General features: G+C 62.7%; 12 protein-coding genes and 1 pseudogene. All 13 read left to right on the top strand.

The genetic code is table 11. The features are described from left to right. Window positions 1–1,404 (top strand): N-6 DNA methylase (locus FHG71_RS21290; RefSeq protein WP_139083708.1); only part of this gene is annotated, 1,404 nt, incomplete at its 5' end. After that, on the top strand, window positions 1,401–2,903 hold the full coding sequence (locus FHG71_RS21295; protein WP_139083709.1) for a type I restriction-modification system subunit M: 1,503 nt from the start codon (window positions 1,401–1,403) through the stop codon (window positions 2,901–2,903). The genes FHG71_RS21290 and FHG71_RS21295, both read left to right, overlap by 4 nt. After that, window positions 2,896–4,053, top strand: a complete 1,158-nt coding sequence (locus tag FHG71_RS21300; RefSeq protein WP_139083710.1) for a restriction endonuclease subunit S — start codon at window positions 2,896–2,898, stop codon at window positions 4,051–4,053. Before FHG71_RS21295 ends, FHG71_RS21300 begins: the two co-directional genes overlap by 8 nt. Continuing rightward, window positions 4,050–7,013: a type I restriction endonuclease subunit R gene (locus FHG71_RS21305; protein ID WP_139083711.1), complete on the top strand. Its 2,964-nt coding sequence runs from the start codon at window positions 4,050–4,052 to the stop codon at window positions 7,011–7,013. Before FHG71_RS21300 ends, FHG71_RS21305 begins: the two co-directional genes overlap by 4 nt. Window positions 7,014–7,015: 2 nt before the next feature. Further along, window positions 7,016–7,978 carry a hypothetical protein gene (locus tag FHG71_RS21310; RefSeq protein ID WP_139083712.1) on the top strand — a complete coding sequence of 321 codons (963 nt, stop codon included), beginning with the start codon at window positions 7,016–7,018 and terminating at the stop codon, window positions 7,976–7,978. 523 nt (window positions 7,979–8,501) lie between these two features. Then, on the top strand, window positions 8,502–9,764 hold the full coding sequence (locus tag FHG71_RS21315; protein ID WP_425467382.1) for a tyrosine-type recombinase/integrase: 1,263 nt from the start codon (window positions 8,502–8,504) through the stop codon (window positions 9,762–9,764). Between the two features lie 50 nt (window positions 9,765–9,814). Next, window positions 9,815–10,525, top strand: a complete 711-nt coding sequence (locus FHG71_RS21320; RefSeq protein ID WP_139083713.1) for a hypothetical protein — start codon at window positions 9,815–9,817, stop codon at window positions 10,523–10,525. 109 nt (window positions 10,526–10,634) lie between these two features. Continuing rightward, window positions 10,635–10,850: a helix-turn-helix transcriptional regulator gene (locus FHG71_RS21325; protein ID WP_139083714.1), complete on the top strand. Its 216-nt coding sequence runs from the start codon at window positions 10,635–10,637 to the stop codon at window positions 10,848–10,850. A 101-nt stretch (window positions 10,851–10,951) separates the two neighbouring features. Beyond that, a complete protein-coding gene (locus tag FHG71_RS24635) occupies window positions 10,952–11,074 on the top strand; it encodes a hypothetical protein (protein ID WP_281281992.1) in 123 nt (40 codons plus the stop codon). Continuing rightward, window positions 11,074–11,955, top strand: a complete 882-nt coding sequence (locus FHG71_RS21330; protein WP_218014198.1) for a DUF7146 domain-containing protein — start codon at window positions 11,074–11,076, stop codon at window positions 11,953–11,955. The genes FHG71_RS24635 and FHG71_RS21330 overlap by 1 nt, the downstream gene beginning before the upstream one ends. After that, window positions 11,952–13,451 carry a YfjI family protein gene (locus FHG71_RS21335; RefSeq protein ID WP_139083716.1) on the top strand — a complete coding sequence of 500 codons (1,500 nt, stop codon included), beginning with the start codon at window positions 11,952–11,954 and terminating at the stop codon, window positions 13,449–13,451. The genes FHG71_RS21330 and FHG71_RS21335 overlap by 4 nt, the downstream gene beginning before the upstream one ends. Before the next feature lie 462 nt (window positions 13,452–13,913). Further along, a complete protein-coding gene (locus FHG71_RS21340; RefSeq protein WP_342777525.1) occupies window positions 13,914–14,891 on the top strand; it encodes a DUF6615 family protein in 978 nt (325 codons plus the stop codon). 117 nt (window positions 14,892–15,008) lie between these two features. Further along, a pseudogene (locus tag FHG71_RS24640) lies at window positions 15,009–15,227 on the top strand (HGGxSTG domain-containing protein); the annotation flags it as partial. Between the last annotated feature and the right edge of the window lie 248 nt (window positions 15,228–15,475).

Consider the following 15,475-nt stretch of genomic DNA (forward strand, 5'->3'; position numbering starts at 1 on the left):
CATGGCCGCCCAGATAAGCAGGCAGACCCGCCGCGCGAGCCCCCTCGCTCATGGGTTACGCAACAACGCCACGGGGAAGCGGACCCGTCGCATTTCCCCGAGATCCACCGGTTCCTGGTGCCGGCGGGGTGCCACTGGAACGATGTTCGTCAAGCCGCGGTAAACGTCGGAACGGCATTGCAGCAATCGCTGCAGGAGATCGAACGCGCGAACCCAGACACCCTCTTTCGAGTGTTCGGCTCAGCAGACTGGGGGAACAAGGAGAAGTTCTCCGATGAGTTGCTCAAGGATTTGATCGAGGGGTTCTCGCAGATACGGCTGGGTAACTCCGCAGTCAGTACAGATGTTCTTGGGGACGCCTACGAGTACCTGGTTGCCAAGTTCGCCGATGTCACGCGCCGGAACAAGGCTGGCGAGTTCTACACGCCACGCAGCGTCGTCCAGATGATGGTGGAGATCCTCGATCCCCAGGCGGGAGAGAGCATCTATGACCCCGCCTGTGGTACTGGTGGAATGCTGCTCGGAGCGATCGAGCATGTGGTGCGGAAAGGCGGCGACCCGAGGACCTTCTACGGGAGGATCTACGGCCAAGAAAAGAACCTGACGACCTCAGCGATTGCGCGGATGAACCTTGTTCTCCACGGCATCGAGGACTTCCAGATCGCACGTGAAGACACACTCAGGAACCCTGCTTTCACCGACCCGAGCACTGGTGGCCTCGCCACGTTCGACTGCGTGATCGCCAACCCGCCATTCTCCCTCAAGGAGTGGGGGCGAGATCTCTGGGAGGCGGACCCCTGGGGACGTGCGCAGTTCGGCATCCCGCCTGAGGCCTACGGCGATTACGCATTCGTCCAACATATGGTGACGTCCATGGCCTCCACCGGCAGTAGCCGCATGGCGGTCGTGCTACCGCAAGGGGCACTGTTCCGGAAATCGGCTGAGGGGGCCATCCGCCAAGCACTGCTCGAGAAGGACTTAGTTGAGGCGGTCATCGGCCTTGCACCGAACCTGTTCTACGGCACGCAGTTGGCCGGATGCGTGGTGGTCCTGCGCCATAAGAAACCGGAAGCTCGAAAGAACAAGGTCCTGATCATCGACGCATCCAGACTATTCCGGAAAGGCCGAGCACAGAACTTCCTCGATCAGGAGCACAGCGATCAGATCGTCGCCTGGTACCGCGGCTTCGAGAATGTCGAGGATCGCGCCAAGGTCGCCACGCTGGACGAGATCAAGAAGGAAGGCTGGACGCTGAACATCTCCCGTTACGTCCTCCCGCCCATCGGCCAGGACATCCCGCCGTTGCCCGAGGCCGTTGACGCCTTCAAGACCGCCTTGGCCGACGCCCGAGCGGCCGAGGATCACCTGCGCAAGGTGTTGGTCGAAGGAGGGTGGCTGCAATGACCGGGCTAACGCAGCGAGAACTGGAAAGTTATCTCTGGGGTGCCGCGACCCTGTTGCGTGGCCTCGTCGACGCCAGCGACTACAAGCAGTACATCTTCCCGCTGATGTTCTTCAAACGCCTGTCCGACGTCTGGGACGAGGATTTCCAGCAGGCGCTTGATGAGACCTCTGATGAGGGATATGCCACCGACACCGCCAACGACCGCTTCGTTATCCCTGAAGGCGCGCACTGGAACGATGTGCGCGCCGCGCCGCGCGATGTGGGGCGGGCGCTGCTGTCGGCCTTTCTCGCCATCGAGGCGGCGAACCCCGAGCGCCTGCAGGGCGTCTTTGGCAATGCGAACTGGACCGACAAGGCCCAGATGCCGGACAGCACGCTGAAGAACCTGATCGAGCATTTCTCAAAGCACGACCTGACTTTGGCCGCTGTGCCAGAGGACGAGCTTGGCAACGGCTACGAGTACCTGATCAAGAAGTTCGCCGACGACAGCGGCCATACCGCGCAGGAGTTCTATACCAACCGCACTCTCGTCCATCTGATGGCCCAGATGCTGGAGCCTCAGCCCGGTGAGAGCATCTATGACCCGACCTGCGGCACCGGCGGCATGCTGATCTCTTGCCTCGCCGAGGTGAAGCGGCGCGGGGGCGACATTCGCACCACCGGCCTGTTCGGGCAGGAGCTGATCACCATCACCGCCGCTATCGCCCGGATGAACCTGGTGATCCATGGGGTGGACGATTTTCACATCGCCAGTGGCAACACGCTGGCCACGCCCGCCTTCGTGCAGGGCGACCGGCTGCGGACCTTCGACGTGGTCCTGGCCAACCCGCCCTATTCCATCAAGAAGTGGAACCGCGGAGCGTGGGAGCAGGATGCCTGGGGGCGCAACTTCCTTGGCACCCCGCCGCAGGGGCGGGCGGATTACGCCTTCTTCCAGCACATCCTGTCGTCGATGCACCCGAAGACCGGGCGCTGCGCGATCCTGTTTCCGCATGGCGTGCTGTTCCGCAATGAAGAGGCCGAGATGCGGCGCAAGCTGGTCGAATCCGACCGGATCGAATGCGTGCTGGGGCTGGGGCCGGGGCTGTTCTACAACTCGCCAATGGAGGCCTGCGTGGTGGTATGCCGATCGCAGAAGCCTACGCCGCGCAAGGGGCGCATCCTGTTCATCGACGCGGTGGCCGAGATTGCGCGCGAACGGGCGCAAAGCTTTCTGCGCCCGGATCATCAGGCACGCATCCTGTCGTCATATCAGGCATTTGCGGCTGAGCCCGGCTTTGCCGCGGTGGCGGATGTGGCCGATGTGCTGGCGGCCGACGGCAACCTGTCGATTGCCCGCTATGTGAAGCGGCCCAAGGCGGCGGTGGCGGGGGGTGGCGCCACGCTGGCGGCTACCTGGGCGGCGTTCGACGCGGAAGGGCGCGAGTTCTGGTCGGGCATGGACGCGCTGGTGGACATGCTCGATGGCCTGACGCCTGCGGAGGATGCCGATGCTTGAGCGGCCGATTTCCAAGGCGGGGTGGACGCGCGTGGCCTTTGGCGACGTCGTGCGCAAGGTCAACGACAAAGTCGATCCGTGGGACTCCGGGCTGGAACGCTATGTCGCCGGGGAACACATGGACACCGACGATCTTCGTATCCGGCGCTGGGGCCTGATCGGGGACGATTACCTCGGGCCTGCGTTCCACATGCGGTTCAAGCCGGGACATGTGCTTTACGGCTCGCGCCGGACCTATCTGCGCAAGGTGGCGCTAGCGGATTTCGAGGGGATCACGGCGAACACGACCTTCGTGCTCGAAACGAAAGACCCGGCCCGACTGATGCCCGACCTGCTTCCCTTCCTGATGCAGACCGAGGCGTTCCACAGTTATTCGATCAAGCACTCGAAAGGCTCCGTGAACCCCTACATCAACTTCTCGGACCTTGAAGCCTTCGAGTTCCTGCTTCCGCCCATCCAGGAGCAAGCGCGATTGCTTCAAGCTCTTACCATCGTTCAAAGTTGTTTCGTGGAATTGTCAGGGCTGGTTGGTGCTTCCGATGTTCTGATTCAGTCATTCGTGCGCGAAACAGTTAAGCAGATGAAGGCTTCGGGTGTCCGGCAAGTGTCGCTTGGTCAGATATCTGACGTAATTACGGGGAAAACACCATCAACGGCAGATCAAGCTCTTTGGAACGGAGCAGTTCCATTTGCCACGCCAGGTGACTTCGGGTTTCGTGAACCATATTTGATCGATTGCGAGAGACATATCTCGGAGGAGGGGGCAAGATTTTCGCGCACTGTTCCTGAAGGGAGCAGCCTCGTAGTTTGCATTGGATCGACAATTGGGAAAGTCGCGATGTGCAAACAGAGAATGGCCTTCAATCAGCAGATCAACGCGCTTGTTCCGAAGCATGTACAGCCAAGGTTCCTGTTCATTTCACTTCTCGAGTGTGGGCTAGAGCTTCGAAAGAGGAGCGGGACTACTGCTGTTCCGATTATCAACAAGTCTGCCTTTGAAGCGATTGAGACCCCAGTGCCGGAACTTGCTGTGCAACATGCAATATCGAAGCGCTTTGACGACTTGCTTTCTGGATTTCAGCGAGCGTCGGGTCGCTTTGAGGGGATCAAGGGTGTCAGAAATCACATTGTTTCTGAGGTGTGCCAGTGACCTTCACCGAAGCCAACACCGTCGAAGCCCTTCTGCGTGACCTTCTCGCGGGCGCGGCCTTGGCCCGCCCAGCGCAACACTCCACCGGCCTCGCCCGCACCGGCGGCAAGATCGCGGGCCTCGGCTGGCATTACGTCGCCCCCGCCGACCTTCCCCGCAAGCCGCAAGAGGTGCTGGTCGAACTCCATCTGCGCGACGCCCTGATCCGCCTGAACCCTGCCATCGCCGCCAACCCCGGCCGGGCCGATGACGTGCTCTACCGCCTGCGCGCCATCGTCATGGGCGCGCGGTCGGACGGGCTGGTGAAGGCAAACGAGGAATTCACCGCGTGGCTGCTCGGTGAGCGGTCGATGCCCTTCGGCGCGAATGGCGAACACGTCACCATCTACCTGGTCGACTTCGACGAGATCGAGAAGAACAGCTTCGTCGTCACCCAGCAATTCACTATCCGCGCGGGCAAGACCGAGAAGCGCGCCGATTTGGTGCTGCTGGTCAACGGCATTCCGCTGGTGCTGATCGAAGCCAAGACGCCGGTGCGGTCCAGCCAAAGCTGGCTCGACGCTGCCATTCAGGTCTATGACGACTACGAGAAGAACGTGCCGGAGCTGTTCGTGCCCAACGTCTTTTCCGTGGCGACGGAGGGCAAGGAGTTCCGCTATGGCTCGGTCCGGATGCCAGTTGACATGTGGGGTCCCTGGCGCGACGGCGATGGGCCGCAGACGATGGGCGCGGTAGAGAAGGCCGCCACCTCGATGCTGCGCCCGGCGATGGTGCTCGACATGCTCGACAGCTTCACGGCCTTCGCGACACAGAAGGGCAAGCACCGCATCAAGATCATCGCCCGCTATCAGCAGGTGGACGGCGTCAACAAGATCGTCGCGCGCGTCGTGGCGGGCCAGCCGCGCAAGGGGCTGATCTGGCATTTCCAGGGGTCGGGTAAGTCGCTGCTGATGCTGTTCGCCGCGCGCAAGCTGCGGCTGCACCCGGCGCTGAAGAACCCCACGGTGCTGATCGTGGTCGACCGCATCGACCTCGACAGCCAGATCTCGGGCACCTTCTATGCCGCCGACATGGCCAACATGGTGCGCACGGAAAGCCGCAAGGAACTGGCCGATCTCTTGGGCAAGGACACGCGGAAGGTGGTGATCACCACGATCCACAAGTTTGCCGAAGCTGACGGCGTTCTGAACGACCGCGACAACATTATCGTGCTGGTGGACGAGGCGCACCGCACGCAGGAAGGCGATCTGGGCCGCAAGATGCGCGACGCGCTGCCGAACGCGTTCCTGTTCGGCCTGACCGGCACGCCGATCAACCGCGCCGACAAGAACACCTTCTACGCTTTCGGTGCCGACACGGACGAAGGCGGCTATATGAGCCGCTATGGCCTGAACGACTCGATCCGCGATGGGGCTACGAAGGAGCTGCATTTCGAACCCCGGCTCGTGGACCTGCATATCGACCAGAAGGCCATTGAGGAAGCCTATGCCGAGCTGACGCAGGGCTTGACCGACGAGGACCGGGATCGACTGGGCAAGGCCGCGGCCAAGATGTCTATCTTGGTCAAAGCGCCCGAACGCATCCGTGCGATCTGCGGCGACATCGCCAAGCATTTCCAGGACAAGGTCACCCCGAACGGCTTCGGCGCGCAGGTGGTGACCTTCGACCGTCAAAGCTGTGTGCTCTACAAGCAGGAACTCGACGGGCACTTGCCGCCCGAGGTCTCAGACGTGGTGATCTCGGTCAACAGCGGTGAGGCGGATTACTCGGCCTACAAGCGCGACCGGGACGCCGAGGAGAAGCTGCTTGACCGGTTCCGCGATCCGAAGGACCCGCTGAAGATCATCATCGTGACGTCGAAGCTGCTGACCGGCTTCGACGCGCCAATCCTGCAGACGATGTACCTGGACAAGCCGCTGCGTGACCACACGCTGCTGCAGGCGATCTGCCGGACGAACCGCCCTTATGGTGAGCAGAAGACACATGGTCTGATCGTCGACTACCTGGGCATTTTCGACGACGTCGCGCAGGCACTGAAGTTCGATGAGGCGGGCGTTCAGAAGGCGGTGTCGAACATCGCCGAGTTAATCAACGCCCTGCCCACTGCCTTGCAGAAGTGCCTGGCCTATTTCGCCGGCGTGGACCGCAGCCTGACCGGCTACGAGGGACTGATCGCCGCGCAGGAGTGCATCCCGAACAATGAGCTGCGTGATACCTTCGCGGCCGATTTCAGCGTGCTTGCGCGGATCTGGGAGGCGTTGTCGCCCGATCCGGTGCTGACGCAGTACGAGACCGACTATCGCTGGCTGGCGCAGGTCTACGAGTCGCTGAAGCCCTCCAGTGGCACAGGGCGGCTGCTTTGGCATCGGCTGGGCGCCAAGACCATCGAGCTGATTCACGAGAACGTCCATGTCGACGCGGTCCGCGACGATCTCGATACGCTGATCCTCGATGCCGAACTGCTCGAAGCAGTCCTCGGCAACCCGGACCCGGAAAAGAAAGCCAAGGAAATCTCAGTTAAACTGGCGGGTAGGCTGCGGAAGCATGCGGGGAGTCCGAAGTTCAAAGCGCTGGGCGAGCGCCTGGAGGACCTGAAGAACCGGCACCAGCAGGGTCTGCTTCTGTCGATCGACTTCCTGAAAGAGCTTCTGGCCCTAGCGAAAGACGTGGTGAAGACCGAGCGCGAAAGGCCGGAAGAAGAGGACATCGACCGAGGTAAAGCGGCCCTGACCTCGCTCCTCGAGGAGGCAAGGAACGGCGACACGCCTGTCATGGTGAAGCGGGTTGTGGACGACATCGACGAGATCGTGCGCGCGGTCAGGTTCGACGGTTGGCAGGCCACGCATGCGGGTGAACGCGAGGTCAAGAAGGCGCTTCGCCAGACGCTCTTCCGCTACAAGCTGCATCAGGACGCCGAGCTGTTCGAGAAGGCGTACGGCTACATTCGCGAGTACTACTGAACATGAAGGAACTGCTAGACAATGCGGTGCTTTCGATCGAGCTCGGAGTTGAGGACTACCAAACAGGCGACGAGCGTCGTGTGTTGTCCGCCATCCGGAACCTTTACGCCGGCGTCCTGCTGCTATGCAAACAGGTGCTCTGGAACGAGTCGCCACCCAAGACAAATGGCTCCCTGATCTACAAAGATCTCGTTCCGCGAAAGATCGATGGCTCCGTTCTCATGGTGCCCAAGAAGCCACACCGCAACACGGTTGACCGACAACAGATCGAGGAGCGATTCAAGGAATTGGGGCTCAATCTCGACTGGTCAAAGCTCCAGGAGCTTGCTCGGATCAGAAATGATGTCGAGCATCTATTCATGACGGTGAAGCCCGCGATTGCGAAAGAAGCTCTTGCTTCAGCCATGCCAGTCATCGAGCAGCTGCTGGTGGGGCACCTTCAGGAGGAGCCCGCACATCTCTTCAAAGATGGTGTCTGGAAAGCACTTCTTGCGAACAAGGATGTTTTTGATCAGCAGCAGGCGAGATGCATTGAGTCGTTCCAGAACATAAACTGGGGGTTTGAGACCCTCGCCGAAGCGGTCTCAGAACTCAGATGCTCGAATTGTGGATCCTCTCTGGTTAGGCAGATCAATCCCGACAACCAGAGCTTCGAGGCAATGGAGATCGATTGCGCGGAGTGCGGCGAGGCATTGGATCATGAGGATCTTTTCGAGGCTGCAATCGGCGAGTCTTCGGCAAGCGACGCATACATCGCCATGAAAGACGGCGGAGAACCGCCAGTTACCACCTGTCCCGAATGCCATCGTGAAAGCTGGGTGAACGGAGAAGGTTGTGTCCTCTGCCCGGGCGCTGATCTGACATGTTCAATGTGCGGAGAGGAGTTCAATCCGGACGACTTCAACTATGACGCCGGCATGTGTTCATACTGCGCATGGCGAATGGACAAGGTCATGCGCGAGTAACTCATCCGGGTTCTTCGCTGCGGCCACCCGGCAAAGTTCGATTTCTGTCCCACACGCGGCAAATGCCCCTGACGTCGAAGTGCCGAGACATGCCTCTGAAACTGTCACGTATTATCAGTCGGCTAAGTGAAATTTACCGAATCGACGCAGGCAACAGGTTCGGAGAATATCGGCCCTGAGAGAACGCTCTCGGGCTACCAGGCGACCCGGCCAGTGCTCAGCCCCTCCGGCATAACCCTCGAAAACAGCGATAAAATCGGGCCGCAGTCAGATCGGGAGAACGCTTTCGCAAGGTCAAGTGGCGGAGGAGGTGACTGCCATCTAGTCGTCCGAGAGCAGCCGCCAAACTCTCCAACAGCCATAGAAATAACGGCTTTAGCATCCGTCGACATCCGCCGGCCTCCGCCTACATCCTGCTTAGGATGTGGGATGGAATGTGGAGCGGAAGTCTGTGCTGGAACAGGTGCCCTTGGACAACCGCCGCCTGAAGTCGGGCGCCCATCCTGAGAAGGCGCTCTCGGCCGTGTTTGTGCGCAACATGAAGGAGCCCGGCCGGTACGCAGACGGGCATGGCCTTTATCTCTTCGTTGACCGCTCGGGCGCAAAGCGCTGGGTGCAGAGGCTGGTAATTCAGGGAAAGCGCACGGACCTGGGGCTCGGACCGGTGTCTTTGGTGTCCTTGGCCGAAGCCCGAAGCTTGGCCGAAGCCAATCGCCGGTTAGCGCGCTCGGGCGGGGATCCCCTGCACGAGAAGCGCGAGGCTCGGGAGGTGCTGACATTCGCGCAGGCGGTGGAGCGCTACCTTGAGAAGAAGCGCGCCGAGTTCCGCAACGACAAGCACCGAAAGCAGTGGCGCGCGACCCTGGACACCTACGCGGGCCCGGTGATCGGGCCGAAGCGCGTGGCCGACATCACTCGCTTGGATGTGCTGCGGGTACTTGAGCCCATCTGGGAGACGAAGACCGAGACCGCCTCACGTCTTCGGGGCCGCATTGAGGCTGTGCTCTCCTGGGCGACGGTGGCCGGGCACCGCATGGGTGACAACCCGGCGCGCTGGGCGGGCAACCTGTCCGAGCTCCTGCCCAAGCCGGGCAAGGTGGCGGCCAAGGGAAACCACCCTGCCCTCGCGCTTGCCGACCTGCCACGCTGGTGGGCGGATCTTCGGACCCGCGAAGGCATGGCGGCCCGCGCGCTCCAATTCCTCACGCTCACGGCGGCCCGCTCGGGCGAGGTGCGCGGCATGACCTGGGACGAGGTGGAACTTGAGGCCAAGCTCTGGACCGTGCCCGCCGCCCGCATGAAGATGAGCCGGGAACACCGGGTGCCGCTCACGGACGAGGCCGTCGCGGTTCTACGCGCCCTGCCCCGCCTTGATGGCTCGCCTTACGTCTTCTTCGCCCCGCGCGGAGGCATGATGTCGGACATGACCATCTCGGCCGTGATGCGGCGGATGCAGGAGGCAGAGGAGAGGCGCCTAACCGAGGTGGATCGCAAAGCGGGCCGCAAGCCCTCCACAGCATCCCGGGGCTACCTAGACCCGCGCTCAAAGCGCCCCGCCGTCCCCCATGGGCTCCGCTCCTCGTTCCGCGACTGGGTGAGTGAGCATACGAGCTACCCCGGCGACATGGCGGAGGTCGCCCTAGCGCACAAGATCAGCAACGCCGTCGAGGCAGCCTACCGACGCGGAGACCAGCTCGAGAAGCGGCGACAGATGATGGAGGACTGGGGACAGATGCTGCAAGGAACCCGGTCCGCAACGGCCGCAACGCCATACGGGGACAATTAATGGCAGGCGATCGCCCCCCTTCTCGACGTCTGCCTCGAACCCTTACCCCCATGCAGGACGACCTTCGCGTGGTTGATCTGACACGCATCAAAGCTGTCGAAGGAGTGATCGACCGCCACCTTCCTTCGCTAACCCAAGAGGTCGAAGTATTAAGCAGCCCAGTGTGGAAGCAGAAGCTAAGCAGCTTGCATGCCGGGCCCATTGTAGACGCTGCTAAGCGCGCTTCCCTCAATTTCGGTGCATCGCCAGATGTCGAGATGCTCGAAAAGGTCGAGCGGCTCTGCCGAAAATTGGACAAGGCGCTGGATGCTTTGTCACCGGACACGCGCAGGTACATAGAATTTGAGAAGATCGCTTGGCGCGAACGCAATTCCACTTCGATCTTGGCATCCTGCAAGGACCAGTTGGGACGCTTGGGGAAGGCTGTGGGTGCGCTGCGCAACAGGAAGATGTTTCAGGCAACGCCGCACCAAAAACGCAACTGGCGCGCCGCGAGTGTTGCACAGGAGTGCCGGAAGGTTTGGGCAGTTGGCAACTGGTCAGGTCCACTGTTCTTGGCTCGTCCTCCTGACGAGGAGGAGCGATATCAGCAACACCTGCGCGACTTCGCACCCAAGCACGAGAAGGATGCTACACCCGGGCCGTTTGGCCGGTTCTTGGAAGACGTCTTAGAGGTCCTAGAGGTGGAAGGCGCTAAGGGCGAGATCGTGTCAGCTGCTTCTGCCCTAAGAGCTTGGCGAGAGGCGCCGCGAGACGAATAGCAGTAAACGTCTACGCAAAGATCATAAATGGGTTTTTTGTGCTGACGAACGGACCGAGGACACTCGCTAACTTCCGGAGGCATATCTTCTTCCCCGAAGAGGTCCCAGAATGCCCGTCAACCTCGTCCGACTGCCCGATGTGCGCGCGCGCACTGGTCTCGCCACGTCCACCATCTACGAACTGATCAGCCGCGGCGCCTTCCCGCGCCCGATCCGCATCAGCACCCGGGCCGTCGCTTGGATCGAGACCGATCTGGATAGCTGGCTCGCCGAGCGCATGACCGAACGCGACCAGACGGCCAAGCGCAACAGCAACGCCGCTTGAAAAAAGACCCCGCCACACGGACGGGGTCCAGGCTATCACTCTCTTAGCTGGGCTAAGATAGCCGTCCCCGTTCCTTGGCACAACTGCTCAAGGAAACGGCAATGTTCCACCAGTACCGGCTCTTGGCCGATCCCTTCCGCACGTTCCGCAACACGGGCCACTGCCCCTCGAGCAGCTCCAACATGGGCGCGATCGACGCCCCCTTGGTCGAGGAGGTCACGTGATGGATGCCCGCGAACTGACCCTCCAGCTTGGCGGGCGCTGGTATGGCAGCTATGGCAAGTGCCCCTGCCCCGTGTGCCAGCCCGAGCCGCGCCCCAAGCAGAATGCCCTCACGCTCAGGAACGGCGACGACGGCCGACTGCTCGCCCACTGCAAGAAGCTGGACTGCGCCTTCGCCAATATCCTCGCCGCGGCGGGCGTGACGCCGGGCGGCACCTCGGCCCCCGATCCTGCCCGCCTCGCCCAGCGCGAGCGCGACCGGCGGGCCGAGGCGGAGCGGCGGGCGCGTCAGGCCCTCACCTGCTGGCGCGAGGCCCAGCCCCTCGCGGGCACCCCGGCCGAGACCTACCTGCGCTGGCGCGGGATCACCTGCGCTCTGCCCGCGACGCTGCGGTTCCATCCCGCCTGCTGGCACGGCGCCATCGCGCGTCCCCTGCCCGCCCTCGTGGCGCTGGTGGAGGGCTGCGACGACATTGCCGTGCACCGAACCTACCTGCGCGCGGACGGGTCGGGGAAGGCTGACGTGGAGCCCGCCAAGGCCATGCTGGGCGGCACGGCCGGAGGGGCGGTGCGCCTCTCGGCGAGCACGGGGCGGCTGGTGGTGGCCGAGGGCATCGAGACCGCCCTGTCCCTCGCTTCGGGGCTCCTGAGCGGCCCCGTCGCGATCTGGGCGGCGCTCTCCACCTCCGGGATGCGGAGCCTGCGTCTGCCCGTCACGCCGGGGCAGCTGACCATCGCTTCCGATGGCGACGCCGCCGGGCACGCAGCCGCACAAGCGCTAGCCGAACGGGCGCACGCCCTGGGCTGGCGGGTGGACCTGCTGCCCGCGCCCGAGGGGCGCGACTGGAACGACATCTTGATCGCGAAAGGTGGCCCCGCATGAGCGCGATGCCCGAGCCGACTCCCTTTGTGCCCGACTGGCCCGAGCCCGCCGCCCGCTTCCTGCGCGACGAGCTACCCCCGCCGCCCTCGCCGCCCTTGGATGAGGTCCTGACACCGCGCTGGGCGGTTTGGGTGCGGGGCGCGGCAGAGGCGAAGTCCGCCCCCCCGGACTACGTCCTTGGGGCCCTGCTGTCCGTGTGTGGCTCGCTCGTGGGCAACACTCGCTGGGCGTCGCCCTGGCAGGGCTGGGCCGAGCCACCGATCCTGTGGACCATCGCCATTGGCAATCCGTCCATGAACAAGTCCCCGGGGCTGGATGCGGTCCTCGTGCCCCTCAAGGAGGTTGAGCGCACCGAACGCGACAAGGTGCAGTCCGCCCTCACGGATTGGAAGGCCAGCGCCGACGTGGCGCGACTCGTGGAGAGCACCTGGAAGGAGGCCGTCAAAGCTGCCCTCAAGGCGGGGGACGCGCCCCCGCCCCGCCCCAAGGAGGCCAACCCGGGGCCGGAGCCCGTCATGCCCCGTCTCGCCACGCAAGATGCCACCGTGGAGAAGCTGGCCGTCATTCTCGCCGGTCAGCCGCGCGGGGCGCTCCTGTCGCGGGACGAATTGGCCGGCTGGCTGCAAGGCATGAGCCGCTACTCGGGCGGCGGATCGGATCGGCCGTTCTGGCTCGAAGCCTACGGGGGACGCAGCTATGCCGTAGAACGGATGGGGCGCGATCCGGTCTATATTGATCGACTGACCGTGGGTGTCCTGGGCGGCATCCAGCCCGACCGGCTCCGGACGCTTCTCCTCAGATCCGACGATGACGGATTGCTGGCCCGCTTCTTGCCGATCTGGCCGCAGCCGGCCCCGATCCGGCGTCCCTCGGCCCCCTACGATGAAGCGTTTATCAAGTCCGCTCTTCAGAAGATGCTGACACTCAGAATGGCAACGGATGAGAGCGACACGCTCCGGCCCTGGTTCGTCCACTTCTCGGAGGAGGCTCGGGCCATGCTGGACGAGTTCCGCAAGCAGGCTCGGGAGTGGGAAGGCCAAGCCGAGGGACTGCTCTTGTCCTTCATCGGCAAACTGCCAGGCATGGCTGTCCGCGTGTCCCTGGTGCTGGGCATGATGGCCTGGGCCAGCGGAGAGGCGGACGAACCCTATGAAATTACCCTCGCGCACTTCGACTCAGCGATGCATCTGGTGGAGCGCTACCTCTTGCCCATGGCCCGGCGCGCCTATGCGGATGCGGCCTACAGCAAGGGCGAGCGGGCCGCACGGCGGCTGGTGGCCCTGATCCGGGACATGGGCTGGCGGCAGTTCACGTCGCGCGAGGTGCTGAGGGCCGAGCGCGCGGGGCTCGCGACGGCCGAAGACCTGAACCCGGGCCTGAATGTGCTGGAAGAAGTGGACATCATTCACACCGTGGGAGTACCCCCTGGGCCGCAAGGTGGGCGTCCGCAACGGCTGTTCAACGTCAACCCCGCCCTGCACCGGACGAGGGCATAACGCATAAACGGTAGGCGGCTTCAGCCGCCTCATTCCGTCCCGACAAAACCGACAAAACCGACAGAACTCTTAGAGCAGCATCCACTGTTCCTGACTCACGGTGCGCCTACGACGTTTTGTCGGTTCTGTCGGTTTTGTCGCCGAGGGTGCAGGCCGCTGAAGCAGCGTAGGAAAGGAGGTTGGCATGAGCCAGCCTTCGTCACCGTTGAGGACGAGACCGGCGTGGCCAACCTGGTGATCTGGCCTGGGCTCTTCGAGGCGAGCCGCCGAGTCGTGCTGGGCGCTCGTCTGCTCGGGGTCGAGGGCGAGGTGCAGCGCGAGGGCGAGGTCGTCCATGTCGTCCCGCGCCGGCTGCACGACCTATCAACTCCATGTGATTCGCGACGGCATTCACAAATAACAGTAGCGCTACCAGCCAAAAGCGCTGAATAGGTCGGACGAGGAACATTTCATCGGCGGCCAATGCTCTGCGAACTAGCTCATTCCTTTCCTCAGCTCGTTGCCGAGCTACTTGAACGCGACCGCAACCTCACCAGGAACTTCCGCGAGGAAACTGTTACTGACCTATTAATGGCAAGCTTGGTCGGCCTTAGATCCCTCGGAGTTCGTGTCGACTTTCCAAATGAACCGATCACCGGTGGCGACATGGAGTGGATCTACGCGGCTCCACTTGAGCTCGGTGGTGGCCGTTACCTGCGTCTGATCCTCCAGGCGAAGCGCGCGCGATACAACGACCGGGCAGGTGGTTACTGGTATTATCAGCATTTGGATCATGGCAGTCCCCCAGGGTCGCAGGCGCAAACGCTAATCGGTCACGCTGCTAGTGTGCCAGGGACGTTACCTCTGTATGTCTTCTACCACGCTACTTCGGCAACAGCGCCAGCGACCGGCAGGTTGCCTGCGATCGAAGGAGTCAACCTCGTCTTCGCTGACTTGGTCGCGCCGGTTGTCAGTGCCAAATGTCAACGCAAAGACAAGAAAGTGAGTCGCTGGCGCGCCTCGTTCATGCCGCTTTCGACGATCCTTTGTTGGCCTGTGACGGTCACCCCGCCCCAACTGCCCGCGCCATCCGATATTACCCGCTTAGTTATTGGTGGCGCCGAAACGCCATTCCCCCTCCTAAATTACGGATTCCATCCTGACGTCGTTGCCCGCCGCCTGAACGAACGCCGCGATCAAAATGTCGATCGCAAAGCCGACAGTCCTATGTTTGTGATGCCCGTCGATAGCGAACGTCGCGAACAGGATGTCGATGCCAAAGCCGACGGCCCGACGCTTGCAGTGCCCGTCGATCAAATCCCGGACAACATTCAGCGCGCGATCAATGGCGAGATGACCGCTGAGGATCGGAGAGCCCTGACGCGACCGCGCGTGATCTTTACCACCAGACTTACGCGCAACGATCCGGACTACCCGATCATTGAGAAGCTAAGCCGCTGATCGTGTCCACAACAGGCAGCAGACCTGAGAAGCGGCTGATCGCACCGGGTATCTGATAAGTAGCGCGAGGAACCTAGTTGGGACGTCACCCAGCAGTCGGTCCGCTGCAGTGCTCGGACTCGCAAGGGAGTGCCCTGCCGCAACAAGCCTGAGCCTGGCCGCACCCGCTGTAAGTTCCACGGGGGCAAGAGCACGGGACCGAGGACGGCAGAAGGCCGGTCCCGCATTGCCGAGGCGCTGCGGTGGGCAGCTTGGAGATCGTCACAAGCGCCATTTTCGCGAGGTATGGGTGTTACAGAGCTCGATGATCATCGGCCAAGTCGCGAGACAAGGTGAGAGTCTTATTGGGACCGGACGCGAAGACCTTTAGCAGCCCTCAGCCGCGACCCTTCTGGGTCCTTTCCGTCCAGTGGCGCGGAGCCAGCCTACCGTGAGCGCCCTCCCGCAACACGCAACCAGCACGCCGCGCCGTCCAAGGCGGGACGGCGTGGCTGCTCCGCCCTCACACCAGCGCGATGTCGGCGTAGGTCACCGTCGCATCCGCCTGCAGGTCGGCCAAGAGCGTCCGCCCGCCCGCCTCGTTG

It is taken from the genome of Rubellimicrobium roseum, assembly GCF_006152145.1.
GTDB lineage: Bacteria > Pseudomonadota > Alphaproteobacteria > Rhodobacterales > Rhodobacteraceae > Rubellimicrobium > Rubellimicrobium roseum.

Bases quoted from the DNA above. Each gene is read 5' to 3' on its own strand.
- FHG71_RS21300 (WP_139083710.1), top strand. From the start codon at position 2,896: ATGCTTGAGCGGCCGATTTCCAAGGCGGGGTGGACGCGCGTGGCCTTT.
- FHG71_RS21330 (WP_218014198.1), top strand. From the start codon at position 11,074: ATGGATGCCCGCGAACTGACCCTCCAGCTTGGCGGGCGCTGGTATGGC.
- FHG71_RS24635 (WP_281281992.1), top strand. From the start codon at position 10,952: ATGTTCCACCAGTACCGGCTCTTGGCCGATCCCTTCCGCACGTTCCGC.
- FHG71_RS21320 (WP_139083713.1), top strand. From the start codon at position 9,815: ATGCAGGACGACCTTCGCGTGGTTGATCTGACACGCATCAAAGCTGTC.
- FHG71_RS21335 (WP_139083716.1), top strand. From the start codon at position 11,952: ATGAGCGCGATGCCCGAGCCGACTCCCTTTGTGCCCGACTGGCCCGAG.
- FHG71_RS21325 (WP_139083714.1), top strand. From the start codon at position 10,635: ATGCCCGTCAACCTCGTCCGACTGCCCGATGTGCGCGCGCGCACTGGT.
- FHG71_RS21295 (WP_139083709.1), top strand. From the start codon at position 1,401: ATGACCGGGCTAACGCAGCGAGAACTGGAAAGTTATCTCTGGGGTGCC.
- FHG71_RS21310 (WP_139083712.1), top strand. From the start codon at position 7,016: ATGAAGGAACTGCTAGACAATGCGGTGCTTTCGATCGAGCTCGGAGTT.
- FHG71_RS21340 (WP_342777525.1), top strand. From the start codon at position 13,914: ATGCTCTGCGAACTAGCTCATTCCTTTCCTCAGCTCGTTGCCGAGCTA.